At 69.1% G+C, this 17,704-nt stretch carries 18 protein-coding genes; 12 read left to right on the plus strand and 6 right to left on the minus strand.

Annotation, left to right across the window (positions count from 1 at the left end):
• The first annotated feature begins 60 nt into the window (after positions 1 to 60).
• From K7G19_RS04145 to K7G19_RS04185, 9 genes are all read left to right on the plus strand, one after another.
• Complete coding sequence (locus K7G19_RS04145) at positions 61 to 990, plus strand: LysR family transcriptional regulator (protein WP_226105940.1); 930 nt, start codon at positions 61 to 63, stop codon at positions 988 to 990.
• A 180-nt stretch (positions 991 to 1,170) separates the two neighbouring features.
• Positions 1,171 to 1,614, plus strand: a complete 444-nt coding sequence (locus tag K7G19_RS04150; protein WP_226105942.1) for a LysR family transcriptional regulator — start codon at positions 1,171 to 1,173, stop codon at positions 1,612 to 1,614.
• Between the two features lie 171 nt (positions 1,615 to 1,785).
• Positions 1,786 to 2,130, plus strand: a complete 345-nt coding sequence (locus tag K7G19_RS04155) for a Zn-ribbon domain-containing OB-fold protein (protein ID WP_226105944.1) — start codon at positions 1,786 to 1,788, stop codon at positions 2,128 to 2,130.
• A gap of 71 nt (positions 2,131 to 2,201) precedes the next feature.
• Positions 2,202 to 3,347, plus strand: coding sequence for a thiolase family protein (locus tag K7G19_RS04160; protein WP_226105946.1), 1,146 nt, complete (start codon positions 2,202 to 2,204; stop codon positions 3,345 to 3,347).
• Between the two features lies 1 nt (position 3,348).
• On the plus strand, positions 3,349 to 4,122 hold the full coding sequence (locus K7G19_RS04165) for an SDR family NAD(P)-dependent oxidoreductase (protein ID WP_023263636.1): 774 nt from the start codon (positions 3,349 to 3,351) through the stop codon (positions 4,120 to 4,122).
• Positions 4,123 to 4,132: 10 nt separating this feature from the next.
• Positions 4,133 to 4,936 carry an enoyl-CoA hydratase/isomerase family protein gene (locus K7G19_RS04170; RefSeq protein ID WP_226105948.1) on the plus strand — a complete coding sequence of 268 codons (804 nt, stop codon included), beginning with the start codon at positions 4,133 to 4,135 and terminating at the stop codon, positions 4,934 to 4,936.
• Between the two features lie 86 nt (positions 4,937 to 5,022).
• Complete coding sequence (locus K7G19_RS04175) at positions 5,023 to 6,015, plus strand: tripartite tricarboxylate transporter substrate binding protein (RefSeq protein ID WP_226105950.1); 993 nt, start codon at positions 5,023 to 5,025, stop codon at positions 6,013 to 6,015.
• A 29-nt stretch (positions 6,016 to 6,044) separates the two neighbouring features.
• Positions 6,045 to 6,464 (plus strand): PaaI family thioesterase, encoded by a 420-nt coding sequence (locus K7G19_RS04180; RefSeq protein ID WP_023263634.1) that lies wholly within the window; start codon positions 6,045 to 6,047, stop codon positions 6,462 to 6,464.
• Position 6,465: 1 nt separating this feature from the next.
• On the plus strand, positions 6,466 to 7,692 hold the full coding sequence (locus K7G19_RS04185) for a CaiB/BaiF CoA-transferase family protein (protein WP_226105952.1): 1,227 nt from the start codon (positions 6,466 to 6,468) through the stop codon (positions 7,690 to 7,692).
• Between the two features lie 31 nt (positions 7,693 to 7,723).
• On the opposite strand, the gene gcvA is transcribed toward K7G19_RS04185, so the two are convergent.
• Entirely contained in the window at positions 7,724 to 8,620 is an 897-nt protein-coding gene (gene gcvA, locus K7G19_RS04190; protein WP_006578600.1) for a transcriptional regulator GcvA, read from the minus strand.
• A gap of 188 nt (positions 8,621 to 8,808) precedes the next feature.
• On the opposite strand from gcvA, the gene K7G19_RS04195 reads away from it, so the two are divergent.
• Entirely contained in the window at positions 8,809 to 9,684 is an 876-nt protein-coding gene (locus tag K7G19_RS04195; RefSeq protein WP_226105954.1) for an oxidoreductase, read from the plus strand.
• 252 nt (positions 9,685 to 9,936) lie between these two features.
• Positions 9,937 to 10,746 carry a 2,5-didehydrogluconate reductase DkgB gene (dkgB, locus tag K7G19_RS04200; protein ID WP_226105956.1) on the plus strand — a complete coding sequence of 270 codons (810 nt, stop codon included), beginning with the start codon at positions 9,937 to 9,939 and terminating at the stop codon, positions 10,744 to 10,746.
• A gap of 124 nt (positions 10,747 to 10,870) precedes the next feature.
• Here the strand turns inward: dkgB and K7G19_RS04205 are convergent, their stop codons facing one another.
• From K7G19_RS04205 to K7G19_RS04220, 4 genes are all read right to left on the minus strand, one after another.
• Entirely contained in the window at positions 10,871 to 12,271 is a 1,401-nt protein-coding gene (locus K7G19_RS04205) for a nucleobase:cation symporter-2 family protein (RefSeq protein ID WP_226105958.1), read from the minus strand.
• Positions 12,272 to 12,471: 200 nt separating this feature from the next.
• Complete coding sequence (locus K7G19_RS04210; protein WP_226105960.1) at positions 12,472 to 12,756, minus strand: hypothetical protein; 285 nt, start codon at positions 12,754 to 12,756, stop codon at positions 12,472 to 12,474.
• Positions 12,705 to 14,696: a molybdopterin cofactor-binding domain-containing protein gene (locus tag K7G19_RS04215; protein WP_226105961.1), complete on the minus strand. Its 1,992-nt coding sequence runs from the start codon at positions 14,694 to 14,696 to the stop codon at positions 12,705 to 12,707. The genes K7G19_RS04210 and K7G19_RS04215 overlap by 52 nt, the downstream gene beginning before the upstream one ends.
• Positions 14,693 to 15,169, minus strand: coding sequence for a (2Fe-2S)-binding protein (locus K7G19_RS04220; RefSeq protein WP_149316128.1), 477 nt, complete (start codon positions 15,167 to 15,169; stop codon positions 14,693 to 14,695). Before K7G19_RS04220 ends, K7G19_RS04215 begins: the two co-directional genes overlap by 4 nt.
• Positions 15,170 to 15,277: 108 nt before the next feature.
• On the opposite strand from K7G19_RS04220, the gene K7G19_RS04225 reads away from it, so the two are divergent.
• Complete coding sequence (locus K7G19_RS04225; protein ID WP_226105962.1) at positions 15,278 to 16,393, plus strand: LysR substrate-binding domain-containing protein; 1,116 nt, start codon at positions 15,278 to 15,280, stop codon at positions 16,391 to 16,393.
• Here the strand turns inward: K7G19_RS04225 and K7G19_RS04230 are convergent.
• A complete protein-coding gene (locus K7G19_RS04230; protein ID WP_226105963.1) occupies positions 16,368 to 17,549 on the minus strand; it encodes a zinc-dependent alcohol dehydrogenase in 1,182 nt (393 codons plus the stop codon). The two genes, K7G19_RS04225 and K7G19_RS04230, sit on opposite strands and share 26 nt — an antisense overlap.
• Positions 17,550 to 17,704: the final 155 nt, after the last annotated feature.

Here is a 17,704-nt window from a genome sequence, read left to right on the forward strand (position 1 = left end):
CCGCCTTGGGTAACGGGTCGGCGTTATGATGGCGGCATTCTCAACCATCGGTTGCCGATCATGGACAAGGCCCGCGTTCTTACCCTGTTTATCGGCGTGGTGCGCGCCGGCAGCTTCCGCCGTGCGGCGGTGGAGGCCGGCGTCACGCCGCAGGCCGTCAGCAAGGCCGTGCGCACGTTGGAGTCCGACCTCGGCGTCCGCCTGCTGCACCGGACCACGCGCAAGCTGAGCCTGACGACCGAAGGCGCGCGGCTGTTCGAGCTGGCGGCGCCGGGCATGCGCCAGCTCGACGAGGCACTCGAGCAGATCCGCAGCAGCAGGAGCGAGAACGACGGCACGATCCGGCTGACCGCGCCGCCATCGCTGGGTAGCCGCGTGCTGGTGCCGCTGATGCACGGCTTTCGGGAACGGTATCCGGGCATCGTGTTCGACGTGGTGCTGACCGACCTCTTCACCGACCTGGTCGAATCCCGCATCGATGTCGGCTTTCGCGTCGGCACCAGCCCGGGCCAGAACCTGGTGGCACGGCGGCTGTGCGATGTGCCGTTGATCATCTGCGCGTCGCCCGAATACCTGGCGCGCCACGGCGAGCCGGCCACGCCCGAGGCGCTGCTGCAACACCGGTGCACCGGCTTTCGTCGCGCCTCGACCGGTCGCATGGTGCCATGGGAGCTGCAGGTGGATGGCAATCTGGTCTACCAGGAAGTGCCGACGGTCGCCAGCTTCAACGACCTGGACACCGAGGTCGAAGCGGTGCGCGCCGGCATCGGCATCGGCCAGCTGCTCGCCTACATGGTCCACGACGATCTGGTCCGTGGCCGTCTCAAGCCGATCCTGACCGACTACACCAGCAGCAACGTCGGCCTGTACATGTATTTTCCCCATCGCACGCAAATGCCGGCGCGCGTCCGCCGATTCATCGATTTCGTGGTCGAGGCGAGCCGCGGCGCTGAGCAGTCGCTATCCAGGCTGGTCGGGCTGGCCTCCTGACGTTTCGCCCCCACTGCCGACTTCTGGTTGCTTCTGAGACGGCATTGGACGCCCTAGTGCCACTGTTGCCGCCCTCCTACATTGGTCTCAACGGCGGCTGCATCGCCCCCCACACCGGGGAACGCGCCGCAGCCACCGCCCAGTGCGAACCGATTCAGACCCGTCATCAGGAGCGACATCATGATTTCCCAGTTCACCCGCATCTTCGTCCCCGCCGCCGTCTCGCTGGTGGTCGGCCTTTCGCTGCAAGGCGCGCACGCCGCGCCGATCGACAGCGCCCCGGTCGGCACCGCGGCGCGCATGCACGACGTGTTCTCGCAAGGGCTGCGCCAGGGCTCGTTCAATCCGTTCACGGAGGGCGCCCGCGGCAACGTTTCCGCCGCCATCGTGAGCGCGCGCACCCATGACGTCTTCAGCGAGGGGCTTCGCAATGGCCGCTTCGACCCCGACTCCGAAGGGGCGCGTGGCGCGGCAGACGGCGCGCTGGTCGCAGGGCTGGACCGCAGCGGCGTCTCCGCCCCGCCCGCACGGCAGTTCGATCCGTACTCGGACGGCGCCCGCACCGTCGACGGCGATCCGCGCGCACGCGGCGCGGCGCTGACGGGCGTGCCGGCCCTGGTGTAACGGCGCCCGCCGGCCGCTCCGGCTCGCCGGCCTCAACGCTACGGCAATCCCTGCCCCTGCCCGGCGCTTTCGCTTGATATTTTCTCAAGCGAAAGCGCCGGAAATATCGTTTGTCGGGTCCGGCGCGGGCGACAACCATTACGCCAAGGCCAACCATCACAGGAGACAACCGTGTCGGACCCGCTCTGGACTACGGAACCCATCCCCCATCTGCTTGCCTCGCGCGAGCGCGCCACCGGCGAATGGATCTTTCCCGCGCTGCCGGACCGCTCGCCGCTCGCCGCCGCCCACGACCCGGTCACCATCGCCGGCACCGGCGTGGTCTACAGCTTCACGATCATCCATCCGGCGCCGAAGACCGGGCTGGCGCCCTATGCGGTCGGCTATGTCGACTTCACCGGTCCGGTGCGGCTGTTCGGAAGGCTGGCCGGCAACGACCGTCCGGCCATCGGCGACCGCTATGTGCCGCGCCGCGATGACGAACTCGGCTACGTCTTCGAGGCCGTCCGGCCCTGACCCGGCCGCGACCGCCACCGCAACCGCAAACGCAAACGCAAACGCAAACGCAACCGAAGAAGGCAAGCAAGATGCAGGACATCTATCTCCATGGCGGCGCGATGACGCCATTCGGCCGCCATGCCGGCGTACTCGCCCCCGAACTGGCGCAACAGGCCATCCTGAAGGCGCTGGCCGACGCCGACGTGCCCGCGGGCCGGATCCAGGCCGTCTACTGCGCCAACGTGCTGGGCGGCATGATCCTCGGCCAATTGATCGTGCGCGATCTCGGCCTCAAGGGCATCCCGGTCTATAACGTCGAGAACGCCTGCGCCAGCGGGGCAACCGGCGTCCATCTGGCGCGGCATGCGCTGCTGGCCGGGCAGTACGACACGGTGCTGGTCGTCGGCATCGAGCAACTGACGGCGCTCGGCGGCGGCACCATTCCGCTGCAGCGCAACGACCACAAGACCGATTTGTACGCACGGGCCGGCATGGTGCTGCCCGCCGTCTATGCGATGCGCGGCACGCGCTTCCTGCACGAGCGCGACGCCTCGCCCGCCGACCTGGCGCAGGTCGCGGTCAAGAACCGCCATCACGGCTCGCTCAATCCGTATGCGCAGCAGCGCAGCACCACGACGGTCGAAGAGGTACTCGGCTCGCGCATGATCGCCGATCCGCTGACGCTGCTGCAGTGCTGCCCCTCGCAGGTCGATGGGGCGGCTGCGCTGGTGCTCGGCACGCGGCGGCCGGCGCAGCCGCGTCCCGTCAAGCTGCTGTCGTCGGTGGTGGTGTCCGGCATGCGCGAGGGCGCCGACGACGACATCCTGGACGCGGAGATCACCGCGCGCGCCGCGCGGCTGGCGTACCAGCAGGCGGGCCTGGGCCCGGAAGACGTCGATGTCGTCGAGCTGCACGACGCCTTTACCATCGCGGAACTGCTCTACTACGAAGCGCTGGGACTGGCCCCCCGTGGCGAGGCCGTGCCGCTGTTGCGCTCCGGCGCCACCCGGCTCGGCGGCCGCGTGCCGGTCAATCCGAGCGGCGGACTGCTGGCCAAGGGCCATCCGCTGGGCGCGACCGGCGTGGCGCAGATGGTCGAGATCCTGTGGCAGCTGCAGGGCCGCGCCGGCGAACGGCAGGTGGCGGACGCCCGCGTCGGCCTGACCCAATGCACCGGCGGCGGCATTGCGGGGGTCGACCACGCCGCCTCCTCCGTGCACTTGCTGGGAGTCTGACATGGCAACCGACACGACCCCTCGCTTCGATCCCGCCCACGTCGCGGTGGTGACCGGCGCCGCGCGCGGCATCGGCCTGGGCATCGCCACGCAACTGGCCCGACAGGGGCTGACCGTGGCGTTGCTCGACCGGGACGCCGCCGCGCTGGATGGCGCGGTCGGCGCGCTGACGGCCGACGGCTTGCGGGTCTTCGGCGCCAGCGCCGACCTGACGGAGTCGGCCGCGGTCAACGACGCCTTTGCACAGGTGCAGGCCCGCGCCGGCCGCGTCGACTATCTGGTCAACAACGCCGGCGCGGTCCGCGACATGCGCTTCCTGAAGATGAGCGATGCCGACTGGGACCTGGTCATCGACACGAACCTGCGCTCGCAGTTCCTGTGCTGCCGCGCGGCGCTGCCCGGCATGGTCGAGCGCGGCCACGGACGTATCGTCAATATCTCGTCGCGCGCCTGGCTCGGCGGCTTCGGGCAAGCGAACTACTCGGCCGCCAAGGGCGGCGTGGTCAGCCTGACGCGCTCGCTGGCCATCGAATTTGCCAGCAAGGGCATCACGGTCAATGCGATCGCCCCGGGCATCGTCGACACGCCGCTGTTTCGCGGCTTCGCGCCCGACGTGCAGGCACGGCTGAAGCAATCGGTGCCGGTGCAGCGGATCGGCACCGCCGAGGACATCGCCAACGCGGTCGGCTTCTTCCTCGATCCGCGCTCGTCCTACGTGACCGGCCAGGTGCTCTATGTCTGCGGCGGACGCAGCCTGTCCTCCCCCAGCGTCTAGGGAGCGCGCGATGACCATACGATTCGATACCCACGGACCCGTGGCGGTGCTGACCATCGACCGGCCCGAAGCGCTGAACGCGCTGGACGTCCCCGCGCTGCGCCAGCTGCGCGCGCACCTGTCAGCGGTGCGCGATCGCGACGACCTGCGCGTGGCGGTGCTGACCGGCGCCGGCACGCGGGCCTTCTGTGCCGGCGCGGACCTGAAGGGCACACGCGCATCGCCGGCCTCCTATCCGGAGGCGCTGTTTCGCGCGCCGGAGCCGGCGGCCGATCTCGGCCTCTACATCCGGCTGATGGACCTGACTGATCTGGGCCTGCACAAGCCGCTGGTCGCGGCCATCAACGGGCACTGCCTCGGTGCCGGGCTCGAGATCGCGCTGCAGTGCGATGTCCGTATCGCGGCGGAGTCGGCGAGCTTCGGCCTGCCGGAGGCCGCGGTCGGCTCGATTCCGGCGGTCTCCGGCCTGCATCGGCTGCTCAAGGCGGTGCCGGCCGCGCATGCCATGCAGATGGTGCTGACCGGCGAGCGCATCGATGCCGCGCAGGCAATGCGCATCGGCCTGGTGACCGAGGCACTGGCACCGGCGGCGCTGCATGACCGCGCGCTGGCCATTGCGGCCCGCATCGCGGCCAATGCGCCGCTGGCGGTGCAGGCCGTCAAGAAGCTGTCGCGGCAGACCAGCCATCTGAGCGAAGCCGATGCGCAGCAGCTGACCGAGCTCTACTGGGGCGCGCTGCGCGATACCGCGGACCGGATCGAGGGCCGCCAGGCCTTTGCCGAGAAGCGCCAACCCCGCTACACCGGCCGCTGACGGGCGCGCCGGGTCCCGATTGCCAACCAATGCGATAACCCACAAACCAATAGATCAACAAATCAACATACCGACAGGAGACGACCATGACAACGAAGACCACCATCGCGCGCCTCGCGCGCACCGCGCTGGCCGGCATGCTGGCGCTCACCGCGCTCGGCGCCGCGGCGCAGGCCCCCTTCCCCACGCAGAAACCCATCACGCTGGTGGTCCCGTTCGCGCCGGGCGGCGGCAACGATATCCTGGCCCGCCTGATCGCACCGAAGATGGGCCAGGCGCTGGGCCAGACCATCGTGATCGAGAACAAGCCCGGCGCGGGCGGCAATCTGGGCGCCGACTACGTCGCCCACGCCGCTCCGGACGGCTATACGCTGGTGATCGCCTCCAGCCAGGTCACGATGAACCCGTTTCTCGGCATCAAGGTGCCGTTCAGGATCGAAGCGGATTTCGAGCCGGTGGGGCGGATCGCCTCGGTGCCGATCATGCTGGTCGCCAACAACCAGCAGCCGTTCCGCACGCTGCAGGATTTCATCGAGTACAGCCGCGCCAATCCGGGCAAGCTCAGCTACAGCAGCCCGGGCAACGGTACCCCGCAGCACCTGGCCGGCGAGGTCTTTGCGAAGCTGAACAAGACCGAACTGCTGCACGTTCCCTATCGCGGCACCGGCCCTTCGATCACCGACCTGATGGGCGGCCAGGTGCAGCTGTCCTTCGCGACCTTCGCCTCGGCCATCGAGTACGTGCGGGCCGGCCGGCTGCGCGCGCTGGGAATCGCGGGAACCAGGCGCACGCCATTGATGCCGGACCTGCCGACCTTCGCCGAGGCGGGCATCAAGGGCTACGACGCCGAGCTGTGGTACAGCCTGCTGGCGCCGGCGAAGACGCCCAGACCGGTGATCGACAGGATCAATGCCGCGATGCTCGCCGCGCTGAAGTCGCCGGAGGTGTCCGCGCAGATGGCAAGGCAGGGCTTCGAGCCGCAGGCCTCTTCGCCGGCGGAACTGAAGGCGCAGCTCGGCAAGGACATGGCGCGCTGGCAGCGGCTGATCCAGGAAAACGGCATCAAGGTGGGGTTGTGAACGACCGCGCCATCACCCCGCCGGCCCCAATGACCCCATTCGCCGCCACGGTGCCGCCGGCGGACAATCCGCTGCTCGACTACCTCGGCATCCGGCTCGCCAGCGTCGGCGACGGCCACTGCGTATTCGAGCTCGATCTGGAGCCGCGCCACCTGAACCGCCAGGGCAGCGTGCAGGGCGGCGTCATCGCGACGATGCTGGACGCCGCCTGTGGCTATGCCGGCCTGCCCGTGGGACCGGACGGCGCGCTCGGGCACGCCGCCACCGCCATGCTGTCGATCAGCTACCTCAGCAAGGCCAGCGCGGGGCGGCTGCGCGCCATGGCCTCGGTGACCCGCGCCGGCAACAGCCTGTACTTCGCCTCGGCGCAATTGACTTCCGATGCCGGCGTGCTGATCGCCACCGCGCAGGGGACGTTCAAACGCGCCCGTCCCCGTCTGGAGAACTGACATGTTGCGCGACGCACTGCACGGCCTGACCGTGATCGACTTCACGCAGATTGGCGCGGGGCCGACCTGCACCATGCTGCTGGCCGACATGGGAGCGCGTGTCATCAAGGTTGAACCGCCGGGCGGCGAACTGGGACGCGGCCTCGGTCCCGGCTGGATCGGCGACGATGCCGCGCTGTTTCACGGCTTCAACCGCAACAAGCTGGGCGTGGCGCTGGACCTGAAGGCGCCGGACGGCATCGCCGTGGCGCGCAGGCTGAGCGCCGGCGCCGACATCGTGGTGGAGAGCATGCGCCCCGGCGTGATGGATCGGCTTGGACTCGGATACGCGGCATTGGCCGAGGCGCATCCGAGCCTGATCTATTGCTCGATCTCGGCCTATGGACAGCACGGACCGTACGCGCACCGGGCCGGGGTCGACGGCATCATGCAGGCCGATTCGGGCTTGATGAGCCTGATCGGCACGCCCGACGGCGAGCCGTGCAAGGTGCAGGCGCCGGTCGTCGACGTGATGACCGGCTACGTCGCCTGCATGGGCATCCTGGCCAAACTGGCCCAACGGTCCCGCGACGGACAGGGCGGCCACCTCGACGTCAGCCTGTTCAACGCGGCGCTGGCGCTGCAACAGTCGTCGCTGACCAGCTTTTGCGCCGACGGCCAGGCGCCCCAACGCGTCGGCAGCGCGGCACCGTATTCGGCGCCGAACCAAGCGTTTCGCACCGCCGACGGCTGGATCATGGTCGCCGCCTACATGCCCGAACGCTGGCGCCGGCTGTGCGAGGTGCTCGGCCTGCAATCGCTGGCCGACGATCCGCGCTTTGCCACCTCGCCACTGCGGGTGGCGAACCGCGCCGCGATGGTCGATGCATTGAACCGGGCGTTCGGCACGCGGCCGACCGACACCTGGCTGGCGCTGCTGCAGCAGGCGGACATCCTGTGCGCGCCCGTCGCGACCTACGACGACGTGATGGCGCACCCTCAGCTGGCGGCCAATGGGATGCTGCAGACCGTGCCCCACCCCACGCTGGGCGGCATCCGCATGCCGGGGTTCCCGATCAACAGCGCACCAGAAAATGCACGTCCGGCCCGGCCGGCGCCCGCATGCGGCGAGCATACCGAGGCGGTGCTGGGCCAGCTCGGCTACAGCGGCGACGACATCGCCAGGCTGCGTGCGAGCGGTGCGATCCACTGCGCCGACGTTGCCGCGCCCGCCGCCACGGCGGCGTGAGTCACGACAATCCTCGCGATATCGCCTCGTCCTACTGCTGCGCCGCGAACTGCGCCAGCAGCCACTGCCGGAACACCGTCATGCTGGGGCTTTCCTTGCGGTCGGCCGGCGTCAGCAGGTAGTAGGTGAAATCGCCCATGTCGACGGCCTGACGGAATGGCGCGACGAGCCGGCCGGCCTCCAGGTCGGCCGCCACCAGAAAGCGCTGCGCGATCGCAAAGCCCTGCCCTTCGATGGCGGCCGCGTAGGCCATCGCCGAACTCTGGTAGGTCATGCCGCCGCGCGCATCGACGTCCCGTTCCGCGCGCACCGAACGCAGCCAGTGCGCCCAGTCGTCGGGCCGCGCGATCGAATGCAGCAAGGTGTGGTGCCGCAGGTCGGCCGGCTTCCTGACCTTCGGCCCGGCGGCGAGCAGCCCGGGACTGCAGACCGGCACCAGGATGTTCGACACCAGCCGGTAGGCGTTCGCCCCGCTCCACTTGCCGTCGCCGAGCCGGATCGCGCCGTCGATGTCCTCCTTGCGGAAGTCGACCGGATCGAGCGACGCGGTCAGCAACACCTCGATGCCGCGGTTTGCCGCATGAAAGCTCGACAACCGCGGGATCAGCCAGCGCATCGCGAAGGTGGTATAGGCACGCACCTTCAGCTGCTTGCGTTTCGCCCGCTTGTTCAGACGAGTGGTGGCCTCGCGCAAGTCGTCCATCGCCCGCGTGACCGCGCGGTAGTAGTCCTCGCCGGCGCTGGTCAGCGAAATCTGCCGATGTCCGCGGTGCAGCAGCTGCACGCCAAGCCCCTCCTCCAGCCCGCGGATCTGGCGGCTGACGGCGCCGGGCGTCACATGCAGCTCCTCCGCGGCCGCCGTGATGCTCAGGTGCCGGCCCGCGGCCTCGAAGGCGCGCAACGCGTTCAGTGGGGGCAGTTTGTCCATGGCGGCGAGTCTGCCATACGGTTGAGCTTTGCTCAATCGAAATGCACCGATCAAACAGACAACCATTGGTTGCTATTGAAGCCCCATTACATCGCATTGTGTCAAGAGAGCGGCGGACCTACATTGGACTGCGTGGCCACGGCCATTTCGAACCTCACCCAACGCAGCATCCTCACAGGAGAATCATCATGTCCGCCACCATCACCACCCGCGCCAGCAACGACAGCAAGGTCTGGTTCATCACCGGCGCGTCTCGCGGCTTCGGCCTGGAGCTGACGCGCGCCGCACTGGCTCGCGGCGACCGCGTCGTCGCCACCGCGCGCCGCCCCGAAACGATCGCTGCCGCGCTGGGCGAGGACGCGAACCTGCTGAGCGTGGCGCTGGACGTCACCAACGAGGCGCAGGCCATCGCCGCCGCCGATGCCGCGGTCGCACGGTTCGGCCGCATCGACGTGCTGGTCAACAACGCCGGCTACGGCCTGCTCGGCGCGGTGGAAGGAGCCTCGGCAAAGGAAGTCGAGCAGCAGTTCGCCACCAATGTGTTCGGCGTGCTGGCCGTGACGCGCGCGGTGCTGCCGCAGATGCGCCGCCAGCGCAGTGGCCACGTGATCAATATCTCGTCGATCGGCGGCTATGCGGCCTATCCCGGCTGGGGCGTCTATGGCGCGACCAAGTTCGCGGTGGAGGGCCTGACCGAGGCGCTGGACGCGGAACTCGCGCCGCTGGGCGTGCGCGCCACCGTGGTCGAGCCGGGCTTCTTCCGCACCGACTTCCTCGACGACAGCTCGCTGGTGCGCGTGCGCTCGGAGATCGGCGCCTACGCCGACACCGTCGGCGCGATGCGTGGCCACATGGCCGCTGCCAACCACCAGCAGCCGGGCGATCCGGTCAAGCTGGCCGCCGCGCTGCTGGCGCTGGCCGACAGCGAGACGCCGCCGGTGCGGCTGCCGCTGGGCTCGGACACGGTGGCACGGATCGCGGAGAAGCACCGCAAGGTCGAAGCGGAACTGTCGGCATGGCGCGCGCTGGCGGTGTCGACGGACCATGACGACGTGCGGGTGTGATTGCGCAGTCCTGGCATACCACTGCAGCGTCGGTGCCGCCCTTCCCTCCCCCGCAAGCGCCGCACGCGGGAGAGGAATCGCCTCGCCAGCGCAGCGGTCCCGCTCCAAGGGACCGCAGCGGCCTGACATCAAGCCCGCCACCCTTGATCGGCAGGCAACAGTCATTTGACGGTCCGGGGCTGTTTCCTCCGCGCGTTCCGCCCGACAATGCCCGGAATCCGCAATCCTGACCCCGAATTCCTGGAGCTCACCATGACGCAGACCATTCCCGCCTTCGGCCTCGGCACCTTCCGCCTGACCGGCCAGACCGTGATCGACTCGGTCAAGAACGCCTTGTCGCTCGGCTATCGGCTGATCGATACCGCGCAGATCTACGGCAACGAGGCCGAGGTCGGCCAGGCCATCGCGCAGAGCGGTGTTGCCCGCAAGGACCTGTTCGTCACGACCAAGATCTGGACCGACAACCTGGCCGGCGACAAGCTGATCCCGAGCCTGAAGGACAGCCTGACCAGGCTGCGCACCGAGCAGGTCGACCTGACGCTGATCCACTGGCCGTCGCCGAACGGCGCGGTACCGCTGCCCGAATACATGGCCGCGCTGGCCGAGGCCAAGGCGCAGGGCCTGACGCGGCTGATCGGGGTGTCGAACTTCACGGTGTCGCTGCTCGACCAGGCCATCGCCGCGGTCGGCGCGCGCGAGATCGCGACCAACCAGGTCGAGATCCATCCCTATCTGCAGAACCGCAAGCTGGTCGAACACGCTCGCGGCCAGGGCATCCACCTGACCTCGTACATGACGCTGGCCTACGGCAAGGTGCTGCAGGACCCGGTCATCCAGGCCATCGCGCAGGCGCACGGCGCCACGCCGGCCCAGATCGCGCTGGCCTGGGCACTGCAGCAGGGCTTTGCGGTGATCCCGTCGTCGACCAAGCGCGAGAACCTCGCCAGCAACCTGCGGGCGCAGCAGCTGCGCCTGACCGACGACGAGATGGCCAAGATCGCCACGCTCGATCGCGGCGACCGGCTGGCCAATCCGGAAGGCATCGCGCCCGCCTGGGATTGACCTGCCCTCCTCGTGGCCCCGTCGTCCCCGCGAAAGCGGGGACCCAGCGGCTTTGAGCCTATGTCGTGCCTAGAGTCACTGGGTCCCCCGTGCGCGGGGACGACGGGGGTCCCTTTTTGCAGGATCACCGGCCTGGCTGCAGGGCCTGATCGCTTCCCTGCGCGTCGCCCTGCGGCAGCGCGTGCGGATCGCTGCGCGGCACGCCGTTGAACAGCAGGTTCAGCAGTACCGACAGCACGCAGGCCAGCAGGATACTGCTGTGCATCAGCGGCTGCAGCCACTTCGGCAGATGGTGGAACAGCGTCGGCGCAAAGGTCGGCAGCAGCGAGATCGCCAGCGTCGCCGCGACGATATAGACGTTGTGCCGCTGCGATTCGAAATCGACCCGCCCCAGCGTGCGCACCCCAGCGGCGGTGACCACGCCGAACATGAACAGCGCCGCGCCGCCGAGCGCGGGCAGCGGCACCGAGGTCACCACGGTCGCCATCTTGGGAAACAGCCCCAGCACGCACAGGATCACGCCGGCCGCCACCACCACCCAGCGGCTCTTGACGCCGGTCACCACCAGCAGCCCGATGTTCTGGCTGTAGATCGTGTACGGAAAGCCGTTCAGCGCGCCGCCGATCACGCTGGCCAGGCCGTTGGCGCGCAGGCCGTCGGTCATCTCGCGCGGCGTCAGGGTCTTGCCGACGACGTCGCCGGTGGCCAGGAACAGGCCCATCGACTCGATCATGATGATCACCATCACCACCACGATGGTGGCGACCGCGAGCGGATCGAACACGGGCCAGCCGAAGTAGAACGGCCGGATCACGTCCACCATCGGCGCCTCGGCGACGCCGGCGAAGTCGACCATGCCGAAAGGGATCGCCACCAGCATGCCGGCCGCCAGCGCCAGCAGCACCGAGACATTGGTCCAGAAGCCCTTGAGCCAGCGGTTGATCGCCAGGATCAGCGCAAAGACGAAGCCGGCCAGCGCCAGGTTGTGCGGCGCGCCGAAGTCCGGCGCGCCCTTGCCGCCGCCGATCCAGTTGACGCCGACCGGGAACAGCGACAGCCCGACCACCATCACGATGGAGCCGCCGACGATCGGCGGGAAGAAGCGCACCAGCCTGCCAAATACCGGCGAAATCAGCATCGTCAGCAGACCGCCCGCCATCACCGCGCCGATCACCGCCGGCAGCCCGAGGCCGGGATTGGTGGCGATCACCAGGATCGGCGGGATCGCGCTGAAGGCCACGCCCTGCATCACCGGCATCCGCACGCCGATGCGCCAGAAGCCAGCCGATTGCAGGATGGTCGCGATGCCGCAGGTGAACAGGTCGGCGTTGATCAGCACGGCCACCGCTTCCTTCGGCAGCTTCAGCGCGGTGGCGATGATCATCGGCACCGCGATCGCGCCGACATACATCACCAGCACATGCTGGAAGCCCAGCATCAGCAGCGGCCCGGTGGCGGGTACCGCATCGACGGGCGCGCGCGCCGGCGGCACGGTGTCACGCACCGCGTTGTGTTGCGCTTTCATGGGGGCGTCTCCTTCCAGTTCTCGCTGTGGTTGTTGTGCTTGTTGTGCTTGTTGTGCTTGTTGTCGTGGTCGTGCCGGCGTGCCGCGGCGGCGCCGGTGCCGGCATAGCGTGGGATGCCGCATGGGGGGCCGCGCCGGTCCGACGCACGGCAGCGACGGCCGTCGAAACGACGCCCGCCACCGTGCTCATCGTTCGCGGTTCAGGCGAAGCGGAACGGCGTCGCGCGCAGGCGCTTGCCGGTCGCCGCGAAGATCGCGTTGCCGATCGCCGGGGCCACCGGCGGATTGGACAGTTCGCCGACGCCGCTGGGCGCCCTGCCCGACGGCGGCATCAGCTCGATGTCCAGCCGCGGCGCATCGGTGATGCGCACCACCGGATAGTCGTGGTAGTTGCTGATGCGCACGGTGCCGTGGTCGATCGGCACCTCGTTCATCATCGCCGTCGACACGCCCCAGTACAGCCCGCCCGCCAGCTGCTGCCGCACCGAGCTGGATCGACCGCCAGCCCGCAGTCGACCACGCAACTGAGCCTGTGCACCGTGATCGCGCGCTCCTTGACCTCGACCTCCGCGACCACCGCGATATAGCTCTTGTAGCCCTGATAGGTCGCGATGCCGAGTCCGCGGCCGGGCGCCGAAGCCCGCGGCCAGCCCGCCAGCGCCGCGGCACGGTCGAGCACCGCCAGATGCTCGGGCCGCTCGCGCAGCAGGCGGCGGCGATAGGCGAGCGGATCCTGCCCCGCCGCATGCGCGGCTTCGTCGATCAGGCTCTCGATCGCGAAGACGTTGGGCACGTAGCTGACCGCGCGCCACCACCAGATCGGCAGCTTCGGCTCGACCCGCACCCACGCCAGGTCGAGCGTGCCGATGTCGTAGTAGAAGTCGTCGCGCATCGCCTCGGTGCAGCTCGGATCGACCGGCACCTTGGCAAGGAAGCCGGGGTCGTCGGGTTCCTTGATCGACGGCGTCACCGCGCGCAGGCTGAAGGCGGCGATGCCGCCGTCGCGATCGAGCGCGGCGCGCGCCTTGTGCACGCTGGCGGTCTGGTAGAACAGGCCGCGCATATCGTCCTCGCGGCTGTAGATCAGCTTGACTGGCTTGCCGACGCGCCGCGAGATACAGGTGGCCTCGAGTATCTGGTGCATGCCCTCGCGCGCGCCGAAGCTGCCGCCGGCCTCGGTCAGATGGATCCTGACCTTGTCGGCCGGCACGCCGGCGATGGTCTGCGCCGCCTGCGCGCAGCGCGACGGCACCTGGATGCCGCCCCAGTATTCGACGATGCCGTCGTGCACCCACGCCACCACGCTCAGCGGTTCCATCTGCGCGTGGGCCTTGTAGGGCATCGTGTAGACGCCTTCGACGACCTTGTCGGCTCTTTCGAAAGCCGCCGCGGCATCGCCCTTGACCTTGCTCTTGAGGCCGGCATCGTCGACATGCCGGCCCAGCTCGCGCAGCGCACCCTCGGCGCTGAAGTCCGCCATGTCGCTGTCGCCCCACTGGACCTTCAACGCCTGGCGCGCGCGCTGCGCGGCCCAGAAGTGGTCGGCGACGATGGCCACGCCGGGCTGGCAGGCGCCGTTGTCCGGTACCGCCGGGCCCATGCCGGGACGGAAATGCGCGATCGCCGCGGGAATCTCGGTCGCGAACACATCGCGCACGCCGGGCATCGCCTTGACCTCGGCCGCATTGAACGACACCACGCTTGCATTGATCACCGGCGGATGGACCACGATCGCGGTCAGCATGCCGGGCAGCTTGATATCGACCGCGTATTGCGCGCGGCCGGTCAGCTTGTCCGCGACGCGATAGCTGCTGCGTTCCTTGCCGATCAGCACGAAATCGGCCGGGCGCTTGAGCGCGACTTCCTTCGGCACGGGCTGCCGTGCCGCGCCTTCGGCGAGATCGCCGTAGCCGAGCCGCCGCGAGCCGGCGGCATCGATCACCATGCCGCTGCTCGTGCGGCAACTGGCCGGATCGACCCGCCAGCGCTGCGCGGCCTCGGCGACCAGCATCGCGCGCGCGGTGGCACCGGCGCGCCGCAGCGTGGTCCATTCGAGCGGCACGCTGGTGCTGCCGCCGGTTGCGTGCATGCCCCACAGCGGATGGATGTAGACCTGCGCCAGCGGATCGTCCGGCTGCACCACGCGCACGCGCGACCAGTCGGCATCGAGCTCCTCGGCCAGCATCAGCCCGAGCGCGTTCTTGACGCCGGTGCCGCTGTCGAACTTGTGCACGACCAGCAGCACCTCGCCCTGCGGCGTGATGCGAACCCAGGCGTTGGGGGCGAAGGCGGCGCCATCGGCGGGGGCGCCCGAGGACGATGCCCCGGCGGCGGCGCCTGCCGCGCGCACGCCGCCGGCGCTCAGCTCCAGCATCAGGCCGCCGGCCAGCGCCGCCCCGCTCTTCAGGAAGTCGCGCCGCTTCATGCCGGCCTCCCGCTGCGCAGTTCGGCCGCGGCGCGATGGATCGCGCGCCGGATCCGGTCATAGGTGCCGCAGCGGCAGATATTGCCCGCCATCGCCGCATCGATATCGCTGTCGCTGGGCTTCGGCTTCCGCGCCAGCAGCGCGGCGGCGGACATCAGCTGCCCCGACTGGCAGTAGCCGCATTGCGGCACGTCCTCGGCCTGCCACGCGCGCTGCAGCACGTGCAGTGCATCGGGCTTGCCCAGCCCCTCGATGGTCGTCACGCGCTTGCCGGCGACGCTGGACAACGGGGTCTGGCAGGCGCGGACGGCCTGCCCGTCGACATGGACCGTGCACGCGCCGCACAGGCCCATGCCGCAGCCGTACTTGGTGCCGGTCAGGTCCAGCTGGTCGCGCAACACCCACAGCAGCGGCGTATCTGCGGGGGCGTCCACCCGACGGCGGGCCCCATTGACATCGAGCTTGGTGGTCATCGTGGTCTCCTCGGCCGCCCCTCTGGCGTGGACGGATCAGGGAAAGCCTAGGTGTCGCCCAACCATATGTGAAATATGATTTCGGAATCCAATCCATACGGATCGCATATGGATCTCCGCCAGCTGCGCTATTTCATCGCGGTCGCCGAGGAAGGCAACTACAGCCGCGCCGCCGAGCGGCTGCATATCTCGCAGCCGCCGCTGAGCCAGCAGATCAAGTCGCTGGAGGGCGCGCTGCGGGTCACGCTGTTCGAGCGCGGCCGGCATGGCGCGCGGCTGACGCGGGCCGGCGAGGCGCTGCTGACGCGGGCGCGCCGCATCGTCGACGACTGCGAATCGGTGGAACGGCAGGTGCGGCGCGTCGCCGAAGGGCTGGAGGGCTATCTGCGCATCGGCATCATCAACTCGGTGATGTACGGCCCGTTGCCGCTGACGCTGCGCCAGTTCCAGCTGCGCAATCCGGGCGTCGAATGGACGCTGCACGAGCTGCTGCCGGACCAGCAGTACGAGGCGCTGGCGCGCGGGCGCATCGACGTGGGGTTTTCGTGCAGCGCGGCGGCGCGCAGCGACCTGCGCTCGATCCTGGTCTATGCGCAGCCGTTGATGGTGGCAATGGCGGCCGACCATCCGCTGGCCGGCGCGCCACGTGTCTCGCTGCGGCAGCTGTCCGGCGACGCCTTCGTGCTGCTGAACATGCAAAGCCCGATGATCCGCAATGTGCTGGCCGCCTGCCTGCGCGAGGGCTTCGAGCCGCGCGTGATGCACGAGTCGATCGACCCGGAGACGGTGCTGGGGCTGGTGGGCGCCGGCGTCGGCGTCAGCGTGCTGCCGGCCTCGCTGTCGGCCACGCGGCGCGACGATGTCAGCTACGTGCCGCTGGCCGCCCGCGGGCTCGACGCCGACCTGCATGCGACCGTGCGGCGCGAGCATGCGCTGCCGGCGCTGGAGCGGTTTCTCGCGCTACTGGAGGACGTCACGCGGGCCTGGCACCGCGAGGTGTTCGGCGACGGTGCGGCGCCGGGCGGTGGAGGCTGGCCGTCGGCGGGGAAGCGGGACGCCAGGGGCGACGGCAAGCTCGATTTCGAGCGCGATAGCAAGCGGGATAGCAAGCGCAGTATCAAGCGCGATAGCAAGCCCGACAACAAGCGTGACGTCCAGCGCGACGCCAGCAACGTCGGACCCAACGTCAAACGCAAGCTCAAGCCGGCGTCATCACCACCTTGATGCAGCCGTCGTGCTTGTCGCGGAAGGTCTCGTACATCGACGGCCCTTCCGCCAGCGTGACGCGATGCGAAATCACGAAGGTCGGGTCGATCTGCCGGTCGATGATGCGCTGGAGCAGATCGTCGGTCCAGCGGTTGACGTGGGTCTGGCCGGTACGGATCGTCAGGCCCTTGTTCATCAGCGCGCCCATCGGGATTTTGTCGACCAGTCCGCCGTAGACGCCCGGAATCGATACGATGCCGCCCGGCCGGCAGACATAGATCATCTCGCGCAGCACGTGCGGCCGGTCGGTCTCCAGCATCACGGCCTGCTTGACGCGGTCGTAGATCGAATCGAGCGAGCGCGTCGCATGCGCCTCGAGCCCGACCGCGTCGATGCACTTGTCCGGCCCCTTGCCCTGCGTGATCTCGTTGAGCGCTTCCAGCACGCTCTGGTTCTCGAAGTCGACCAGCGTCACGCGGTCGGGGCCGAGCTGCTGCGCCATGCGCAGGCGCTCGGGCACGCGGTCGATCACCACCACCTGCTTCGCCTCCATCAGCAGCGCCGACAGGATGCAGAACTGGCCGACCGGTCCCGCGCCCCAGATCGCGACAATGTCGTCGGGCTGGATGTCGCATTGCGCCGCGGCCTGCCAGCCGGTCGGCAGGATGTCGCCGAGAAACAGCACCTGTTCGTCGCTGAGCTCGGCCGGCACCTTGACCGGCGCCACGTCGGCATAGGGCACGCGCACGTATTCGGCCTGCCCGCCCGCATAGCCGCCGGTCAGATGGGTGTAGCCGAACAGCCCGGCGGTGGTATGGCCGAACATCTTGTCGGCCGCGTCCTTGTTGCGATTGGTGCGCTCGCACACCGAGAAATTGCCGCGCCGGCATTGATCGCATTCGCCGCAGATGATGGTGAACGGCACCACCACGCGGTCGCCGACGCGCAGCCGGCGGTTTTCCGCGCCGACCTCGACCACCTCGCCCATGAACTCGTGGCCCATGATGTCGCCGTGCTCCATGCCGGGCACGAAGCCGTCATACAGGTGCAGGTCCGAGCCGCAGATCGCGCAGCTGCTGACGCGGATGATGGCGTCGCGCGGGTGCTCGATCACGGGATCGGGAACGGTGTCGTAGCGGATATCGTGCTTGCCGTGCCAGCAAAGGGCTTTCATCGCGGGCTCCCCAGGGAAGAGCGGCACGCCAGTCGCGCCGCATGGGGCGGGAATGCAAGCGCTGTTCCACGGGGATGGCAAGCGGTCGTGCGTCGCGAAGTCTCCCTTCGGTGGCACCGGGCGGCGCGATTCTTACATGTGGGGGAAGAACTTTC

It is taken from the genome of Cupriavidus sp. DB3 (genome assembly GCF_020418465.1).
Classification (GTDB): Bacteria; Pseudomonadota; Gammaproteobacteria; order Burkholderiales; family Burkholderiaceae; genus Cupriavidus; species Cupriavidus cauae.

Coding starts and splice junctions, on each gene's coding strand:
- K7G19_RS04145 (WP_226105940.1), top strand. CDS start 61: ATGGACAAGGCCCGCGTTCTTACCCTGTTTATCGGCGTGGTGCGCGCC.
- K7G19_RS04150 (WP_226105942.1), top strand. CDS start 1,171: ATGATTTCCCAGTTCACCCGCATCTTCGTCCCCGCCGCCGTCTCGCTG.
- K7G19_RS04160 (WP_226105946.1), top strand. CDS start 2,202: ATGCAGGACATCTATCTCCATGGCGGCGCGATGACGCCATTCGGCCGC.
- K7G19_RS04165 (WP_023263636.1), top strand. CDS start 3,349: ATGGCAACCGACACGACCCCTCGCTTCGATCCCGCCCACGTCGCGGTG.
- K7G19_RS04170 (WP_226105948.1), top strand. CDS start 4,133: ATGACCATACGATTCGATACCCACGGACCCGTGGCGGTGCTGACCATC.
- K7G19_RS04175 (WP_226105950.1), top strand. CDS start 5,023: ATGACAACGAAGACCACCATCGCGCGCCTCGCGCGCACCGCGCTGGCC.
- K7G19_RS04180 (WP_023263634.1), top strand. CDS start 6,045: ATGACCCCATTCGCCGCCACGGTGCCGCCGGCGGACAATCCGCTGCTC.
- K7G19_RS04185 (WP_226105952.1), top strand. CDS start 6,466: ATGTTGCGCGACGCACTGCACGGCCTGACCGTGATCGACTTCACGCAG.
- gcvA (WP_006578600.1), bottom strand. CDS start 8,620: ATGGACAAACTGCCCCCACTGAACGCGTTGCGCGCCTTCGAGGCCGCG.
- K7G19_RS04195 (WP_226105954.1), top strand. CDS start 8,809: ATGTCCGCCACCATCACCACCCGCGCCAGCAACGACAGCAAGGTCTGG.
- dkgB (WP_226105956.1), top strand. CDS start 9,937: ATGACGCAGACCATTCCCGCCTTCGGCCTCGGCACCTTCCGCCTGACC.
- K7G19_RS04205 (WP_226105958.1), bottom strand. CDS start 12,271: ATGAAAGCGCAACACAACGCGGTGCGTGACACCGTGCCGCCGGCGCGC.
- K7G19_RS04215 (WP_226105961.1), bottom strand. CDS start 14,696: ATGAAGCGGCGCGACTTCCTGAAGAGCGGGGCGGCGCTGGCCGGCGGC.
- K7G19_RS04220 (WP_149316128.1), bottom strand. CDS start 15,169: ATGACCACCAAGCTCGATGTCAATGGGGCCCGCCGTCGGGTGGACGCC.
- K7G19_RS04225 (WP_226105962.1), top strand. CDS start 15,278: ATGGATCTCCGCCAGCTGCGCTATTTCATCGCGGTCGCCGAGGAAGGC.
- K7G19_RS04230 (WP_226105963.1), bottom strand. CDS start 17,549: ATGAAAGCCCTTTGCTGGCACGGCAAGCACGATATCCGCTACGACACC.